Annotated in this window: 15 protein-coding genes; 8 read left to right on the forward strand and 7 right to left on the reverse strand. The window is 59.7% G+C overall.

Features of this window, described 5'->3' with window-relative positions; genetic code table 11:
- The first annotated feature begins 120 nt into the window (after positions 1-120).
- Complete coding sequence (locus AB4P91_RS06565; protein WP_150593466.1) at positions 121-1794, forward strand: bifunctional diguanylate cyclase/phosphodiesterase; 1674 nt, start codon at positions 121-123, stop codon at positions 1792-1794.
- Positions 1795-1902: 108 nt separating this feature from the next.
- Here the strand turns inward: AB4P91_RS06565 and AB4P91_RS06570 are convergent, their stop codons facing one another.
- Positions 1903-3297 (reverse strand): NorM family multidrug efflux MATE transporter, encoded by a 1395-nt coding sequence (locus AB4P91_RS06570; RefSeq protein WP_395604513.1) that lies wholly within the window; start codon positions 3295-3297, stop codon positions 1903-1905.
- 157 nt (positions 3298-3454) lie between these two features.
- On the opposite strand from AB4P91_RS06570, the gene AB4P91_RS06575 reads away from it, so the two are divergent.
- The 3 genes from AB4P91_RS06575 to AB4P91_RS06585 all read left to right on the forward strand — a co-directional run bounded on the left by AB4P91_RS06575 (position 3455) and on the right by AB4P91_RS06585 (position 7972).
- Positions 3455-4375 carry a LysR substrate-binding domain-containing protein gene (locus AB4P91_RS06575; protein ID WP_150593468.1) on the forward strand — a complete coding sequence of 307 codons (921 nt, stop codon included), beginning with the start codon at positions 3455-3457 and terminating at the stop codon, positions 4373-4375.
- A 186-nt stretch (positions 4376-4561) separates the two neighbouring features.
- A complete protein-coding gene (locus AB4P91_RS06580; RefSeq protein ID WP_150593469.1) occupies positions 4562-6538 on the forward strand; it encodes a methyl-accepting chemotaxis protein in 1977 nt (658 codons plus the stop codon).
- Between the two features lie 219 nt (positions 6539-6757).
- Positions 6758-7972 carry an aldose 1-epimerase family protein gene (locus AB4P91_RS06585; protein WP_395604514.1) on the forward strand — a complete coding sequence of 405 codons (1215 nt, stop codon included), beginning with the start codon at positions 6758-6760 and terminating at the stop codon, positions 7970-7972.
- On the opposite strand, the gene AB4P91_RS06590 is transcribed toward AB4P91_RS06585, so the two are convergent.
- From AB4P91_RS06590 to AB4P91_RS06605, 4 genes are all read right to left on the reverse strand, one after another.
- Positions 7969-9462, reverse strand: a complete 1494-nt coding sequence (locus tag AB4P91_RS06590; protein ID WP_150593471.1) for a YifB family Mg chelatase-like AAA ATPase — start codon at positions 9460-9462, stop codon at positions 7969-7971. The two genes, AB4P91_RS06585 and AB4P91_RS06590, sit on opposite strands and share 4 nt — an antisense overlap.
- A gap of 171 nt (positions 9463-9633) precedes the next feature.
- A complete protein-coding gene (locus AB4P91_RS06595) occupies positions 9634-9804 on the reverse strand; it encodes a hypothetical protein (RefSeq protein WP_395604515.1) in 171 nt (56 codons plus the stop codon).
- A gap of 34 nt (positions 9805-9838) precedes the next feature.
- On the reverse strand, positions 9839-10201 hold the full coding sequence (locus AB4P91_RS06600; protein ID WP_395604516.1) for a hypothetical protein: 363 nt from the start codon (positions 10199-10201) through the stop codon (positions 9839-9841).
- A 543-nt stretch (positions 10202-10744) separates the two neighbouring features.
- Complete coding sequence (locus AB4P91_RS06605) at positions 10745-11005, reverse strand: accessory factor UbiK family protein (RefSeq protein WP_007920416.1); 261 nt, start codon at positions 11003-11005, stop codon at positions 10745-10747.
- 414 nt (positions 11006-11419) lie between these two features.
- Here AB4P91_RS06605 and glnK point away from each other — a divergent pair, with 414 nt between their 5' ends.
- The 4 genes from glnK (at position 11420) to sutA (ending at position 14199) form a co-directional block, all read left to right on the forward strand.
- Positions 11420-11758: a P-II family nitrogen regulator gene (gene glnK, locus AB4P91_RS06610; protein WP_002555808.1), complete on the forward strand. Its 339-nt coding sequence runs from the start codon at positions 11420-11422 to the stop codon at positions 11756-11758.
- 37 nt (positions 11759-11795) lie between these two features.
- Positions 11796-13133: an ammonium transporter gene (locus AB4P91_RS06615; RefSeq protein ID WP_150593474.1), complete on the forward strand. Its 1338-nt coding sequence runs from the start codon at positions 11796-11798 to the stop codon at positions 13131-13133.
- Positions 13134-13346: 213 nt separating this feature from the next.
- Positions 13347-13772 carry a secondary thiamine-phosphate synthase enzyme YjbQ gene (locus AB4P91_RS06620; RefSeq protein ID WP_150593475.1) on the forward strand — a complete coding sequence of 142 codons (426 nt, stop codon included), beginning with the start codon at positions 13347-13349 and terminating at the stop codon, positions 13770-13772.
- Between the two features lie 100 nt (positions 13773-13872).
- Positions 13873-14199, forward strand: coding sequence for a transcriptional regulator SutA (gene sutA / locus AB4P91_RS06625; RefSeq protein ID WP_042561721.1), 327 nt, complete (start codon positions 13873-13875; stop codon positions 14197-14199).
- A gap of 189 nt (positions 14200-14388) precedes the next feature.
- Here the strand turns inward: sutA and AB4P91_RS06630 are convergent, their stop codons facing one another.
- Both AB4P91_RS06630 and xerC read right to left on the reverse strand, forming a co-directional pair.
- Positions 14389-15096: an HAD family hydrolase gene (locus AB4P91_RS06630; RefSeq protein ID WP_150593476.1), complete on the reverse strand. Its 708-nt coding sequence runs from the start codon at positions 15094-15096 to the stop codon at positions 14389-14391.
- Positions 15093-15992, reverse strand: coding sequence for a tyrosine recombinase XerC (xerC, locus tag AB4P91_RS06635; protein WP_042561719.1), 900 nt, complete (start codon positions 15990-15992; stop codon positions 15093-15095). Before xerC ends, AB4P91_RS06630 begins: the two co-directional genes overlap by 4 nt.
- Positions 15993-15994: the final 2 nt, after the last annotated feature.

Below are 15994 nucleotides of genomic sequence, written 5' to 3' on the forward strand. Positions count from 1 at the left end.
GGCTAATGTTCTCATTCATGACGCGTGTTCGGTTTTTGATAACCGTTGTCATTTGGAGATTGGTCTGCGCACCGGCATAATGCCCGCCGCCCACATCATTGCAGAGTCTAGGGAGTCAGCTTGACTACGCCTGTGGAACCCTTGCGTTTGCTGTTACTGGCCGAAGAGCCAGCGTGGACAGCGCTATTGCGCGAGTGTCTGGCGCCAATGGGGAGCGCGGCAGTGCTGATCAGCGCGCCGAACTGGGAGTCGGTCAGCCGTTTGTTCGAAGACAACCGTAACGCGGTGTTGTTGACCCTCCCTGCATTGCAACCGGCGCCGGGCCGTTGCAGCCTGCCGACGGTGTTGCTGCTGGAGCACGAACCGGTCACCGCGCCCGTTGGCGTCAGCGACTGGCTGGTGTTTGATGCGCTCGACGCTGGCATGCTCCGTCGTTGCCTGCGCCACGTTCGCGAACGCGGCGTACTGGAAAACACTCTGCAGCGCCTCGCCGAACAGGATCCGTTGACCGGTATCGCCAACCGTCAGGGATTCCAGACCTTGCTCGCCGCGCGCCTGGCGGAAAACGACGGACGAGGCCTGGCCCTCGGGCATCTCGACCTCGACAACTTCCGTCACGCCAACGACGCTTTAGGCCATCAGGCTGGCGACCGCTTGATCCTGCAAGTCGTTGCGCGGCTGAAAAGTCAGTTGGAGGCCGGTGATCAACTGGCGCGCCTGGGGAGTGACGAATTCGCCCTGCTGATCGACACTCGCCGCGCGCCGCAACGCGCCGAGTGGATGGCCGAACGCATCACCGAAGCCCTGGCCGAACCCTACTGGGTCGACGGCGAAAGCCTGTTGATCGGTTCCAGCCTCGGCATCGCCCATGCCCGCGCGCAGGGTGGCGCCGACCCGTTGATGTGGCATGCGCACATCGCCATGCAGCAGGCGAAAAGCACGCAGGGCTGCACCTTTCACATCTTCAACGAACGCATCAACCGCAACGCGCGGAGCATGGCCGACCTCGAAAGCGAACTGCGCCGGGCCTTGCGTCGCGACGAGCTGGAGCTGCATTACCAGCCGCGTCTGAATATCGAAGACGGCCAGATCGTCGGCCTCGAAGCCTTGGTGCGTTGGCGCCATGGTGAACGTGGGCTGCTGCCACCCAGTGAATTCGTGCCGCTGGCCGAGCAGAGTGGTTTGATCGTGCCGTTGGGCTACTGGGTGATTTCCAGGGCCCTGCGCGACATGCAGGCCTTGCGCGAGCGCGGTTTGCCGGCGCTGCACATGGCGATCAACCTGTCGTTCCGTCAGTTTCAGGACAGCCAGTTGTTGCCGACGCTCAGCCGTTTGATCGCCGAACGTGGCGTCGAGGCGCAGTGGCTGGAATTTGAACTGACCGAAACCGCAGTGATGCGCCGCAGTGATCTGGTCAAACAGACCATGGACGCCCTCGGCCGCCTCGGCGTGCGCTTCTCGCTGGACGACTTCGGCACAGGGTTTTCATCGTTCGTGCACCTCAACAGCCTGCCGATCACGTTGCTGAAGATCGACAAGAGCTTTGTTGGTGGCATGGAACAGCGCGAAGAGAACCGCAAACTGGTGCACGCGATGATCAACCTCGCGCACAACCTGCATCTGGAAGTGGTGGCTGAAGGCGTGGAAACCACGGAGCAACTTGAACTGCTGCGCGGATTTGGTTGCGATCAGGTGCAGGGGTATCTGATCAGCCGGCCGTTGCCGTTGGCGGAGCTGGTTGAATATCTCACCTTCGGCTCAAGCCAACAGCCAGCGCTCGAAATCGTAAGCTGAACACATAACCCTGTGGGAGCGAGCCTGCTCGCGAAGGCTGCGACACATTCAGCATACATGTGTCAGGTACACCGCTTTCGCGAGCTAGCTCGCTCCCACAGGGGAACTTCATTCAGGCTGAGGGATGTTGAAGCCCCGAGATTGCGGCTCACGCCGAATCATCCGCTTCATCTTCCACTCGAACGCCAGCGTCAGACTCACTGCCGCACACGCCAGCCCAAGCGCCAACCCCCACCAGACACCCGTCGGCCCCCAGTTGAGGTGGAACGCCATCCACCACGCCGCCGGCGCACCGATCAGCCAATAGCAGCCGAGCCCGACCAAAAACGTGGTCTTGGCGTCCTTGAGCCCACGAATGCAGCCCATGGCAATCGTCTGTGTACCGTCGAACAGCTCGAACCATGCCGCTACCGCCAGCAGGCTCACGGCCAATTGGATCACCTCGGCAAACGCCGGATCGTTATGGTCGAGAAACAGGCCGATCAACTGATTCGGCAGCAGCCAGAACACCATCGCAAAACCCAGCATCGCCACCGCGCCGAACACGATCCCGACTCGCCCGGACATTCGCGCAGCGACCAATTGCCCAGCACCGTAATGCTGACCGACACGCATGGTGATGGCGTATGACATCCCCGCCGGCACCATGAATGCCACCGACACGATCTGCAAAGCAATCTGATGCGCGCCCAGTTGCGTGCTGCCCATGGTGCCCATGCACAGCGCGGCGAAGGCGAACAGCCCGACTTCCACCGCGTAGGTGCCGCCAATTGGCAGGCCGAGGCGCCACAGCTCCTTGAGGTACTGCCGGTTTGGCCGCGACAACCCTGCGCGCAATGGATAAGCGTCGTACGCCGGATGCCGATGAATGTGCCACGCCAGGGCCAGTGCCATGCAGTTGGCAACGATCGCCGTGACCAGACCGATGCCCATCAAGCCCAGTTTCGGCAGGCCGAACATGCCGGTGATCAGCGCGTAATTAAGCAGGAAGTTCGCCACTGTGCCGACCAGGCTGATGACCATGACCGGCGTCGCCCGGCCAATGGCACTGGTGAAGCCGCGCAGGGCCATGAAACTCAGGTAGCCGGGCAGGGCGAACGGCAGGGCAATCAGGAATTGCCCGGCGGCGTTGACGTTGGTTTCAGTCTGGCCGAACAGCAGCAACACCGGTTTCAGGTTCCATAACAGCAGTCCGGCACCGAGCGCCATCAGCCACGCCAGCCACAACCCGGCCTGGGTCAGGCGTGCGGCGCCAATAATGTCGCCCGCGCCCTTGCGGATCGCCACCAGCGTGCCGACCGCCGCTATCACGCCAATGCAGAAAATCGACACGAACGAGTAAGTCGCTGCGCCCAGGCCGCCGCCGGCCAGCGCCTCAGGGCTCAGGCGCGCCATCATCAAGGTGTCGGTCAGCACCATCAACATGTGCGCCAACTGCGAGGCAATCAACGGCCCCGCCAGCCGCAGGATGGCCCAGAGTTCAGTACGCACAGGATGCTGCATGGTCATCACCCGCCATCAATAGGGGAACAAGAGAACGTCGATTCTCGGCGCTTGGAAGGGATTGCACAAAGGGATAAAAAGGATGGCTGGCATGATTAAAACTCATCATGAAAGAATTCTGCTAAGTTGGCCGCATCCCGCTACAGGAGCTTTGTGCATGTCCCGTCGACTTCCTCCGTTGTATGCCCTGCGCGCATTTGAAGCGGCAGCGCGACATAGCTCGTTTACCCGTGCGGCCGAGGAACTATCCATCACCCAGAGTGCGGTGAGTCGGCATATTCGAACGCTTGAGGATCATTTCGCCTGTCGACTGTTTCACCGCAGCGGACGCCATTTGCAACTGACCGAAGCGGCACGCCTGCTGTTGCCGGGCATCCGCGACGGGTTCACGGCGCTGGAGCGCGCCTGCAATACCTTGCGCGCCGAGGACGACATCCTGCGCATGAAGGCACCGTCGACCCTGACCATGCGCTGGTTGCTGGCGCGCCTGAGTCGCTTCCGGCATTTGCAGCCGGGCAACGAGGTGCAGTTGACCAGTGCGTGGATGGACATCGACTCGGTGGACTTCAACGATGAGCCGTTCGATTGCGCGGTGTTGCTGAGCGACGGCCATTTTCCGCCGGACTGGGAGGCCAGTCTGTTGTTTCCCGAGGAACTGATCCCCGTTGGCGCGCCCACTCTGCTGCACGATCAACCTTGGGATGTGGCCCGACTGGCTGCTGCCGAGTTGCTCCATCCGACCCCGGATCGCCGCGATTGGCGCAGTTGGCTGGAGCACATGGGGTTGGCCGATCACGTGTCGCTCAAGGGCGGGCAGGTGTTCGATACGCTGGAGTTGGGGATGATCGCTGCGGCGCGGGGTTACGGTGTGTCGATGGGCGATTTGTTGATGGTGGCTGAAGATGTGGCGCAAGGCCGCTTGAGCCTGCCGTGGCCTACGGCTGTTGCCAGTGGCCTGAATTATTACCTGGTGTGGCCCAAAACCCGTCCGGGAGGTGAACGTTTGCGTCGTCTCAGCGACTTCCTGCAAGGCGAGGTCCGTGCCATGGAACTGCCGGCGGTTGCGCGCTTGAGCTGAAACGTTAGAGCCGCGACAATAGCGGCCTTACGCCATATCCCCGCTTTTCGCTCAAGTATTCGGTTTTACCGCCGACTACGAGCAGGTGGAACTGTCGTGCCGGTTTCACGATTCACCCCATTATTAAAAAATTTCCGAGCATGGCTGCGATCAAGGAGGATCCGGTAGCTCGGCCAGGAGCTGTCCATGTCTCAACCTCGCGCTCGGATCGCCTCACAGCTGGGCCTCGCGCTCGCTGTGATACTGGCGATTGTCATCAGCGGCAGTACAGTTTTTGCTCTGCGTTCGCTGGATACTGCCAACCTCGCCACCCGTGAAGAGCATTTGGCCAGTGAGGCTCGGCTGCTGGCCGACCAACTCAGCACCTTCCACGGTACGTTGCGTGAAAGCACGCTGCGTCTGAGCGGATTGTTTGAAAAGCGTTTTGGCAGTGGTCTGAGCATTCACCCGGATGAGCCCGTAACCGTGGCCGGCACGCAGACGCCGGGCTTGCACCTGGGCGATGAAGTGTTGAACAACAACTTCAAGCTAGTCGACGAGTTCAAGCAGATGACCGCCGGCGTGGCCACGTTGTTCGTGCGCAGTGGCGAGGACTTCATTCGCGTCAGTACCAACGTCAGCAAGCAGGACGGCAGCCGCGCCATCGGCACAGTGCTTGACCATGCCAACCCGGCGTACGCACGTTTGATGGCAGGCCAGAGCTACGTCGGTCGTTCTCTGCTGTTCGAGCGCTACTACATGTCGCAATACACTCCGGTGCGCGACGGCAGCGGCAAGGTCATCGCCGTTTTGTACGTAGGTTTTGATTACACCGATGCGCAAAATGCGCAGTTCGCCAACCTCAAGCGCTTCCGTATCGGTCAGACCGGTTCTCTGGCGTTGCTCGATGAACAGAACAAATGGCTGGTGCCGATCGCTGGCGTCGATGCGCTGGATAAAGCTGCTCCGGTCATCAACGGCCTGGTGAAAGCGCCAGGAAAGGGTCAGTTCTGGAGTGACTCGTCCGAAGACTTCTACAGCGTTGCCGTACCTTTCGAGGACGGACCGTGGTCGGTGGTGGCGAGCATGCCGAAAGCCGAAATTCGTGCGGTGACCTGGAGTGTAGGCACGCAATTGGCCATTGGCAGTTTGCTGGCGATGCTGCTGGCGGTTGGCTCTGTGGTTTGGTTGCTGCGCAGCAAATTGGCGCCGTTGGGTGACCTGGTGCGTCAGGCCGAGGCCTTGGGCGCTGGTGATCTGAGCGTGCGGCTGAACGTGTCGAGCAACGATGAAATCGGTCAACTGTCCCGCGCTTTCAATCAAATGAGCCAAGCACTGTCGACCATGGTCGAGCACATCCGCCGCGCCTCGGAAGAGGTCAACAGCCGTGCCCAGGCGCTGTCCGGATTGTCCGGCGGCGCGTACGAAGGCATGGAGCAACAATCCGGCGAGATCACCAGCATGGCCGGCGCGGTTGAAGAGTTCAGCGCAACGTCGCTGGATATTGCCGACAACATGGGGTCGACCCAGCGCCTGGCACAGGAAAACGCTCAGCAAACGCAGATCGGCCGCAGCTCGATGGAAGAAGCTTCGTCTTCTCTGGAGCAGATTGCTGGCGCTCTGAACAGTACCGCAACAGTGATCAACACTCTCGGTCAGCGCTCGCAGGAAATTGGCGGCATCGTTGGCGTGATTACCTCGATTGCCGAACAGACGAACCTGCTGGCGCTCAACGCTGCGATTGAAGCGGCCCGTGCCGGTGAACAAGGGCGCGGCTTTGCCGTGGTGGCTGATGAAGTGCGCAGCCTGGCCTCGCGCACCCGTCAGGCGACGGATGAAATTTCCAGCATGATCCACAGCATCCAGCAGGAAACCGGCAACGCGATCAGCACCATGGAGCAGGGCAACGTGCTGATGCAGGAAGGCTTGTCGCGTAACGCCAACGTTGCCTCGGCACTGGCGCGCATCGATGAGCAAAGCCGCTCGGCGGGGCAGCAGTTTGCGGCCATCACGACGGCGACTCAGGAGCAGAGCAGTACCGCGACGTTGTTGAGCAGCAACTTGCAGAGCATTGCGTTGGCTAACAGTGAGCAGCGTGAGGTGGTGTCGAACCTCGCGGTCACTGCTAAAGAGCTGGAGAAGCTGGCGGCGGATTTGCGTTCGGAGGTTGATCGCTTCCGTTGATGTGCGCCTGAAGTAGCTTTCGCGAGCAAGCTCGCTCCCACAGTTTGCGGGGTCGCTCACTAATCGTGTGAACAACCCAAAAACCTGTGGGAGCGAGCTTGCTCGCGAAGGCAACGCCGCCGACCCGTGACAAATCAGCCTATGCATCTCCCATCTCTACTTGCTGAAACGTTTCCGCAGCGCTATAAAAATGGCACAACTCCAATAAAGGCTGCTGCCATGACCCCGCTCAAACTTGTCGCCGCACTCGGCGCACTGTCCGCTGCCTCCCACGCCATGGCTTGGGATTACGTCCTCCTCGACACTGACAAACCCGCGCAAAACTGGACTGTCACCAGTGAGCAGCTCGGCGTGAAAACCGACAAACCTTTCTCTGTGAGCCTGCGAACCTTGCACGGTGGGCGGCAGGAAGGCGTTAGCATTGTCGACATCGATAACGGCACGATGAAACTGTCGGTGGTGCCAACCCGTGGCATGAATGTCCTGCACGCCTCCGTTGGCAGCGTGCGGATGGGCTGGGATTCGCCGGTCAAGGACGTGGTCAACCCGGCATTCATTGAGCTCAATGGGCGCGGTGGTCTGGGCTGGCTGGAAGGTTTCAACGAGTTGGTGACCCGCTGTGGCTACGAATGGGTCGGCCATCCCGGCATGGACAAGGGTGAGCTGCTGACCCTGCACGGACGCGCCGCCAACATTCCGGCCAGTACCGTCACGCTGCACATCGATGAAAAGCCTCCCTACGCCATCAGTTTGCGCGGCGAACTGAAGGAGCAGGCGTTCAAGAAAGTCGACTTTTCGGTCGTCACTGAACTGGTCACCGAGCCTGGCAGCGTGCGTTTCGCACTCAACGATACTTTGACCAACAATGGCGATTATCCAAAGGAATACCAGGCGCTGTATCACAGCAACTTCAGTACGCCATTCCTTGAGCAGGGCGCACGTTTTGCTGCACCGGTAAAACAGGTGTCGCCCTTCAACGACAAGGCCAAGGGCGATTTGGCCGACTGGCAGACCTACCGCGCGCCAACCAAGGATTACGACGAAACCGTCTACAACGTTGTGCCCTATGCGGATGCCAAAGGTGAAACCCTGACCGTTTTGCACAACAAGGCCGGTAGCCTTGGTGTCTCTGTCGGTTTCAATACCCGGCAGTTGCCGGTGTTTTCCCTGTGGAAAAACACTGACACCCAAGGGCAGGGCTATGTCACGGGACTGGAGCCGGGCACCAGTTTTTCCTACAACCGCCGCTATCAGCGTCCGCTGAATCTGGTCCCGACCATTGCACCCAAGGAATACAAACAGTTCCAGATCAGCTACAGCCTGCTCGCGGACAAAGCTGCCGTGGATAACGCCTTGAAGCGAGTGACCGAAATTCAGGCCGGGCGTGAAACCGAAGTGCGGCAAACGCCGCTGGTTGATCTGACCGAGCATTAAGGCGTCGCCGGCCGGTATTGCAGCGCTTCGGCCAGGTGCTCACGTCTGATTGCATCGACTTGCTCAAGGTCTGCCAGTGTGCGGGCAACCTTGAGCAACCGATGTGCCGAGCGAAGCGATAAAGTCAGCCTTTCGCAGGCTGACTCCAGCCAGGTTTCGTCGGCTGTGGATAACTTGCAGTGCCTTTTCAGTCCAGGCAGATCGAGAAATGCATTGGCGCAGCCTTGACGCTTCAGCTGCCGCTCACGGGCCTCGGCCACCAACGCCGCGGCGCTGGCGCTGTCCTCTCCCGGTTTCACTTGCGGGTTCAACGCCGTCGCTTCCCGCGCCACCGTCAGGTGCAAATCGATCCGGTCCAGTAACGGTCCCGAGAGCTTGTTGCGATAGCGCTGCACCATGTCCGGCGTGCACGAGCATTTGCCACTCGGCTCACCAAGATATCCACAGGGACACGGGTTCATCGCCGCCACCAACTGAAACCGCGCCGGGAAACGCACGCGATCCTTGGCCCGGGCAATCACGATATGCCCGGACTCCAGCGGCTCGCGCAGCACCTCCAAGACCTTGCGATCAAACTCCGGCAACTCGTCTAGAAACAGCACGCCGTGGTGGGCGAGGGTGATTTCGCCGGGTTGTGGTTTCGAACTGCCGCCGACCAGTGCCGGGCCTGACGCCGAGTGATGCGGCTGGCGAAAGGGGCGCTGCGGCCAATGGGTCAGTGGCACGCCGCTGGCGACGGATTGAATCGCCGCCACCTCCAGCGCTTCGCATTCGGACAACGGTGGCAGCAAGCCCGGCAGTCGACTGGCCAGCAGCGTCTTGCCTGTCCCCGGCGGCCCGCTGAACAGCAGGTTATGCGCACCCGCTGCGGCAATCAGCAGCGCGCGTTTGGCGGCCATCTGCCCTTGAACTTCATTGAGATCGGGATAGGGTCTGGCGGCATGGATCAAACCGTCCGATACATAAGGCTCCACCGGCGTATGCCCATTGAAATGCGCCACCGCTTCCAGCAGATGATCCACCGCAAACACCTTCAGCCCCGACGCCAGACACGCCTCCTCGGCATTCGCTCGCGGCACCACCAACGCCCGCCCGGCCTTGCGCGCCGCCAATGCCGCCGGCAATACCCCTCGTACCGGCCGCACAGCACCGGACAACGCCAGCTCACCGAGACACTCAACATCGTCCAGCGTCAGACACGGCACCTGCACACTCGCCGACAGAATCCCCAAGGCAATCGCCAGATCAAACCGCCCGCCATCCTTGGGCAAATCCGCCGGTGCAAGATTTAGGGTGATCCGCCGCGCCGGAAACTGCAGCCCGGAATTGATGATCGCGCTGCGCACCCGATCCTTGCTCTCCTTCACCGCCGCCTCGGGCAGGCCAACCATGGTCAGCGACGGCAGGCCGTTGGCCAGATGGACTTCGACGGTAACGGCGGGAGCATCCACGCCAATCTGGGCGCGACTGTGGACGATGGAGAGGGACATGGTCGTTCCTTGAGCTGAATCGGGGAGCCGCTTCCTGCGGGTTTTTGAAGGGTAGTCTTGGGAGAGGGTGTTGGTGGGATGGTTTTGAGATCGAATTTTCACTGGATGTTGCAGGAGACATTAATCCTCAGGCATAAAAAAACCGCCCATCAGGCGGTCATTTGGCGTTACTCAGGTTTCACCACCGGCGAGCCAACCATCGGGCTCCATTTCCTTGCCATAGGTCGCGGCCACTTTCAGAAAATGCCGCTGACTGGCTGAAACTCTGTCCGGCAAACCGAGTGCCTCGGTACCAGGTTTCGAAGCCGGTGCCGGTTGGGCTTTTTGCTTCTTCTGTTTCATGGACACCTCACGTGCCGGGATGCTTGATTCGATCTTATTGATCGTCCAATGCAAAGACAAGGCTGCCGGTTGTATCAAAATAAAATCCCAGCGTTTGATAGTAAGGAATAGCGCCTGAGTCTGGCTCTTGTACTTCGATTTGCGTACATCCCAGCTTCCGGGCGTAGAACTCCGTTGTCAGCAATGCCATCGGAGCGATCCAGCCCCGCAAGGGATGCGCGTTACAAGTGCGTCCCTGCAAAAGAACGATTTTCATACAGATCCTGCTTCTTCGCGGCGTTGCGTAGCACAAGCCGCACAGTTCTTCTTCGTACCAAAAAGCCAGATCCAAGCCTTTTGGATCTTTAATCTTCCAGTCCTGCACGGCGTCCCATGGATAGCCAATGGTCCAATCCACTGGTGATATGCATTGATTGCCAATGGAGTAATGGGATCGATCCTGAGTGATAGAGCATCAATTCCGGCTGCCAATGCCTCTAGGTCCATCGACATTGTTTGATGTGCAAGTTTGCGGGCTTCAGATTTGTATGTCTGGTTTCGGAGCTCGGTGCCTTTCCCTTGTCTTCGCATTATTTGTGTTCTGTTTGTATCAGGCAGCAGACAGTATCCAAGGCAGGAGTGGTTACGTAATCAGCCGTAGGGGACAGGCGTTGTAGGACGCTGCTTACGTAAGTGAAGGACATTGGAGTTGGCTAGTTCATGGTTGGTGGCAGGCGCCACACGCCATGAGATAGATGTGAGAAAGGAGTGCGCCCAATTAAAATCGAGATGAAAAAAACCTCCTAGAGGAGGCGCTTTCAGTTTGCAGGCCACAGTGAGGCCAAGGTCTGAGAATCCTTCGGACGGCGGTCATTCAGGTTGTAGGACGTAGCCGAGATGATTGAAAGGCTGAAGATCAAAAGATCGCAGCCTTCGGCAGCTCCTACAGGGGGATTTAGTGTTACTCGGCGGGCGGCGTCAGCTTCGCTTCCATCTCGGCAACTTTCGCTTCGAGACTTTCGAGGCGGGCACGGGTGCGGGCCAACACCACCATCTGACTATCGAACTCTTCACGGCTGACCAGATCGAGTTTGCTGAAGGCACTTTGCAGCAGCATCTTGAATTGGCTTTCGATTTCGGCTTTTGGCAGCGGGGTGTCGCCGCTGAACAGGCGGGAAGCGGTGCCGCTCAGGGCGTCGAGGAAGTCTTTGGGCGCGAGCATGGGAAATGTCCTGGAAACAATGGCCGGCAGTGTATCACGCAGTGTCTATAGTCAATCTCGTCGTCAGGGATGCACGCTTTTCGCGCAGGCGGACGGACGGTGACGCACCGTTGTTGTGCGTATCCGCGAAGCGTTTTGCACGCGAGTGCTTGCGGTAGCGGCCAAGGGATTGAAATCAGAGGTTTTTGCCGAGATGGCAAGGTTTCTGCTTAGTCACTCTTGACCCATGCACTGATGCAGTCGCTGTGACGAATGCAGTGCGGCAGACGAAGCGGGGAGTTTCGTCCGCAGCGGTTAGCTGGCGTCAGTCGGGCAGGTATGGCCGACGATGCGTTACAAAGCCAGGCACTGCGCTTAGACTTGAGTCGGGTTTGTTTTCCTGGGGCAAGTCCACCAATTCGGGAGAGAGTTTTCATGAAGCTAGTCACTGCCATCATTAAGCCGTTCAAGTTGGACGACGTGCGCGAGTCGCTGTCCGAAATCGGCGTGCAGGGCATTACCGTTACTGAAGTCAAAGGCTTCGGCCGGCAGAAGGGTCACACCGAGCTGTATCGCGGCGCGGAATATGTGGTCGATTTTCTGCCCAAGGTGAAAATCGACGTGGCCATCGACGACAAGGATTTGGATCGGGTTATCGAAGCGATAACCAAGGCGGCCAACACCGGCAAGATCGGTGACGGCAAGATCTTCGTGGTCAATCTGGAACAGGCGATTCGCATCCGTACCGGCGAAACCGATACCGACGCGATTTAAGCGCCGCCACAAACCCAACGCCCCAGGAGAAAACAATATGACTCTGCGTAAATTCGCAGGGCTAGGAGCCCTGTTGTCCATCGTAATGCCCAGCCTTGCAATGGCGGCAGACGAAGTGGCGGCCCCAGTCCTCAATTCCGGCGACACTGCCTGGATGCTCACCTCGACGGCCCTCGTGCTGTTCATGACCATTCCCGGCCTGGCGCTGTTCTACGGCGGCATGGTTCGCTCGAAAAACATTCTTTCCGTGTTGATGCAGTGCTTCGCCATTACCGGTCTGATCAGCATCCTGTGGGTCATTTATGGCTACAGCATTGCGTTCGACACCACCGGCATGGAGCAGGGCGTCGTCAACTTCAACTCGTTCTTCGGCGGCATGGGCAAGGCGTTCCTCGCCGGTGTCACGCCTTCAAGCATTACTGGTCCTGCGGCGCTGTTCCCTGAGGCGGTGTTCATCACCTTCCAGATGACCTTCGCGATCATCACGCCGGCGTTGATCGTCGGTGCGTTCGCCGAGCGGATGAAGTTCTCCGCGATGCTGATCTTCATGGGCATCTGGTTCACTCTGGTGTATGCACCAATCGCGCACATGGTCTGGTCCGGTAACGGCGGCCTGATGTGGGACTGGGGCGTACTCGACTTCGCGGGCGGCACCGTGGTGCACATCAACGCCGGTGTTGCCGGTCTGATTGCCTGCCTGGTACTGGGCAAGCGCAAAGGCTTCCCGACCACGCCGATGGCGCCACACAACCTTGGTTACACCCTGATGGGCGCCGCGATGCTGTGGGTCGGCTGGTTCGGCTTCAACGCCGGTTCCGCTGCGGCGGCCAACGGCACCGCAGGCATGGCGATGCTGGTCACCCAGATCGCGACCGCTGCTGCTGCACTGGGCTGGATGTTTGCCGAGTGGGTCACCCACGGTAAGCCAAGCGCACTGGGCATTGCTTCGGGTGTGGTTGCCGGTCTTGTGGCGATCACGCCGGCTGCCGGCACCGTCGGCCCGATGGGTGCACTGGTGATCGGTCTGGCGGCAGGCGTGGTGTGCTTCTTCTGCGCCACTACCCTGAAACGCAAACTCGGTTACGACGACTCCCTGGATGCCTTCGGCGTGCACGGCATCGGCGGTATCCTCGGCGCGATCCTCACCGGTGTTTTCGCCGCGCCTGCCCTGGGTGGCTTCGGCACTGTCACCGACATCGGTGCGCAGGTCTGGATTCAGCTCAAAGGCGTCGGCTTCACGGTCATCTACACCGCGATCGTCACCTACGTCATTCTCAAGGTCCTGGACGCCGTAATGGGTCTGCGTGTGACCGAGGAAGAAGAGTCGGTTGGCCTCGATCTGGCACAACACAACGAACGCGGCTACAACCTGTAAGACGCGAAGTAAAAAATTGCCCGGCTTGCCGGGCATTTTTTTGTCCGGGATTTGTCGTTAAAGGAACAGCTGAAAGGATTTTTCGTACGCCTTTAGTCGCGTTTACGACGAGCGTTTTTCTACGGCCAAAGGCTTACATCATTGCAGGAATATTAGGGCCTTTGTTTTTTCCCAGAGCGCGCTAGAATGCGCCCCGAACGTGCGGAGAACTGTATGTGGCAACAGACTCTGATAACCCTGCGGGCAAGGCCCCGGGGCTTTCATCTGGTAACGGACGAGTTGATTCATGGCTTGCCTGAACTCAGGGAGTGTCGGGTCGGTCTGTTGCATTTGTGGCTGCAGCACACCTCGGCATCGTTGACCATCAACGAGAACGCCGATCCGGCGGTCCGTCGCGACTTCGAACGATTTTTCAATCGTCTGATCCCACAAGGAACAGACGGCTATGAGCATAACGACGAAGGCCTGGACGACCTCCCGGCGCACTTCAAGGCCAGCGTGCTTGGCTGCCAGATCAGTCTGCCGGTTTCGGCAGGTCGATTGGCACTGGGAACCTGGCAAGGTGTTTATCTGGGCGAGCACCGTGATCACGGCGGTGCTCGTAAAGTCCTCGCCACCTTGCACGGTGAAGGGGCATAGCCGCTGGTCAGCAGCGGCGAACGATTTTTTAACGGCGACTTCGACAGTTGCCAAAGCTGGTCTATAACTAATCTGCTTTTCGCAAGTCATGAGGTAGAACATGAGCGACGATGATCTGGAAAACGACGACCTCGAAGTAGGCGACGAAGACGAGGCCGAGGAAGGCCTGGAAGCAGCAGCGGAAGACGTTGCTGACGACGATGGCGGCGAAGATACGCCGGCCCCGGCTGCCAAAGGCAAAGCCAAGGCTGCGGTGTCGGTAGACGATTTGCCGAGCATTGAAGCCAAGAACAAAGAGCGCGATGCCCTGGCCAAGGCCATGGAAGAGTTTCTGTCGCGTGGCGGAAAAGTGCAGGAAGTGGAGGCCAATGTGGTCGCCGATCCGCCCAAGAAGCCGGACAACAAGTACGGCAGCCGCCCTATCTGAGGCGTGCCGATTGCTTGCTGAAAAAGCCCGCCGTCGCTGCGGGCTTTTTCATGGGTGAAACAAAAAAATCTGAATGAAACACAAACCCTGTGGGAGCTGGCTTGCCAGCGATGGCGGCCTGTCAGACGACATTGATGTTGAATGCGCCGGCCTCATCGCTGGCAAGCCAGCTCCCACAGGTGTCCAGTGTTAGCTGGACACGGCATTCCAGCGCGCCAGCACCGCCGGTAGATCCGTCAGGCTGCGAATCTCGGCATCCGGCAAGCGCTCCGCTTCCCATACCTTGCCCGCGGGGTTGAACCACACCGCGCGTAACCCTGCCTCCTGCGCCCCGGCAATGTCATCGCCCGGATGATCGCCAATATGCACCGCGGCTTCGGCGCTCACGCCACCGCGCTGCAACGCTTCGTGAAACAGTCGTGCATCCGGTTTGGCGATGCCGATGTCTTCGGCGCAGAGCGCAAACTTGAAGTAATCCGCCAGCCCCAATCGACGCACATCAGCATTGCCATTGGTGACCACGCCGAGGGCGTAATGGTTGGCGAGAATTTCCAGTACCGGCTCGACCTCGGGGAACACCTCGATCTGATGCCGCGCATGCAAGAACACTTCAAAACTCTTGTCCGCCAGCTCCGATGCTTCGCCATGGGCGTAACCCGCCTCTTCCAGGGCGTGGAACAACACCCGTCGGCGCAAGGCACTGATGCGGTGTTTGAGGCCCGGTTCATTAGCCAGCACCCGTTCGCGGATCGACCACAAATGCTCCACCGGCACCGCGCCCAGATTCGGCGCATGTTCGCTCAGCCATTCGCGCAATATCGCTTCGGCACTGACGATTACCGGAGCGGTGTGCCACAGGGTGTCGTCGAGGTCGAAGGTGATCAACTGGATGCTCATGAATCATCGCCTTTCATGCGTTTGGCCCGTGGATGGGCGCTGTCGTAGACCGCCGCCAGATGCTGGAAGTCCAGATGGGTGTAGATCTGCGTGGTTTTGATATCAGAGTGGCCGAGCAGCTCTTGCACCGCGCGCAGGTCCTGCGAGGATTCCAGCAAGTGACTGGCGAAGGAATGCCGCAGCATATGCGGATGCAGGTTCTGCCCCAATTCACGCTCACCGGCCAATTTGACCCGCACCTGAATGGCTCGCGGGCCGAGGCGCCGACCTTGCTGGCTGACGAAAACGGCGTCATCTGCCGGGTTGGTCATGGCCCGCAACGGCAACCATTGTTCGAGGGCTTCACGGGCCTTTCTGCCGACCGGCAGCAGACGGGTTTTGCTGCCCTTGCCGAGCACCTGAACCATGCCGTCGGCGAGGTCGAGCTGATCGAGATTGAGCCCCGTCAGCTCCGACAAGCGCAGGCCGGAGGAATAGAACAACTCCAGAATGGCCTGATCACGCCGGGCAAGAAAATCATCCTCGACCGCACCCTCAAGCAACTGCAACGCACGGTCGGTGTCGAGGGTTTTTGGCAGACGACGTTCACCTTTCGGTGGCGCGAGGCCGGTGGCCGGATCGTGATCGCAGAGGCCTTCGCGGTTCAGATAGTGATAGAGCCCGCGCACTGCCGAGAGCAAGCGGGCGAGGCTGCGCGAGGACTGGCCCTGAGCATGCAGGCGGGCGATCAGGCTGCGCAGGCGCTGGATGTCCAGTGCGGCCCAACTGCCGATGTTCTGTTTGACACACCAGCCGAGGACTTTATCGAGGTCGCGGCGGTAGGCCGACAGCGTGTGCGGCGACACCTGTCGCTCACTGCGCAGGTGTTCGCAGTAAGCGTCCAGTTGTCGTTCCATGC

Origin of the sequence: Pseudomonas sp. B21128 (genome assembly GCF_044218865.1) — a bacterium.
Classification (GTDB): domain Bacteria; phylum Pseudomonadota; class Gammaproteobacteria; order Pseudomonadales; family Pseudomonadaceae; genus Aquipseudomonas; species Aquipseudomonas iridis.

Coding starts and splice junctions, on each gene's coding strand:
- AB4P91_RS06630 (WP_150593476.1), bottom strand. CDS start 15,096: ATGAGCATCCAGTTGATCACCTTCGACCTCGACGACACCCTGTGGCAC.
- AB4P91_RS06620 (WP_150593475.1), top strand. CDS start 13,347: ATGTGGCAACAGACTCTGATAACCCTGCGGGCAAGGCCCCGGGGCTTT.
- AB4P91_RS06570 (WP_395604513.1), bottom strand. CDS start 3,297: ATGCAGCATCCTGTGCGTACTGAACTCTGGGCCATCCTGCGGCTGGCG.
- xerC (WP_042561719.1), bottom strand. CDS start 15,992: ATGGAACGACAACTGGACGCTTACTGCGAACACCTGCGCAGTGAGCGA.
- AB4P91_RS06615 (WP_150593474.1), top strand. CDS start 11,796: ATGACTCTGCGTAAATTCGCAGGGCTAGGAGCCCTGTTGTCCATCGTA.
- AB4P91_RS06585 (WP_395604514.1), top strand. CDS start 6,758: ATGACCCCGCTCAAACTTGTCGCCGCACTCGGCGCACTGTCCGCTGCC.
- AB4P91_RS06575 (WP_150593468.1), top strand. CDS start 3,455: ATGTCCCGTCGACTTCCTCCGTTGTATGCCCTGCGCGCATTTGAAGCG.
- AB4P91_RS06580 (WP_150593469.1), top strand. CDS start 4,562: ATGTCTCAACCTCGCGCTCGGATCGCCTCACAGCTGGGCCTCGCGCTC.
- glnK (WP_002555808.1), top strand. CDS start 11,420: ATGAAGCTAGTCACTGCCATCATTAAGCCGTTCAAGTTGGACGACGTG.
- AB4P91_RS06605 (WP_007920416.1), bottom strand. CDS start 11,005: ATGCTCGCGCCCAAAGACTTCCTCGACGCCCTGAGCGGCACCGCTTCC.
- sutA (WP_042561721.1), top strand. CDS start 13,873: ATGAGCGACGATGATCTGGAAAACGACGACCTCGAAGTAGGCGACGAA.
- AB4P91_RS06595 (WP_395604515.1), bottom strand. CDS start 9,804: ATGAAACAGAAGAAGCAAAAAGCCCAACCGGCACCGGCTTCGAAACCT.
- AB4P91_RS06590 (WP_150593471.1), bottom strand. CDS start 9,462: ATGTCCCTCTCCATCGTCCACAGTCGCGCCCAGATTGGCGTGGATGCT.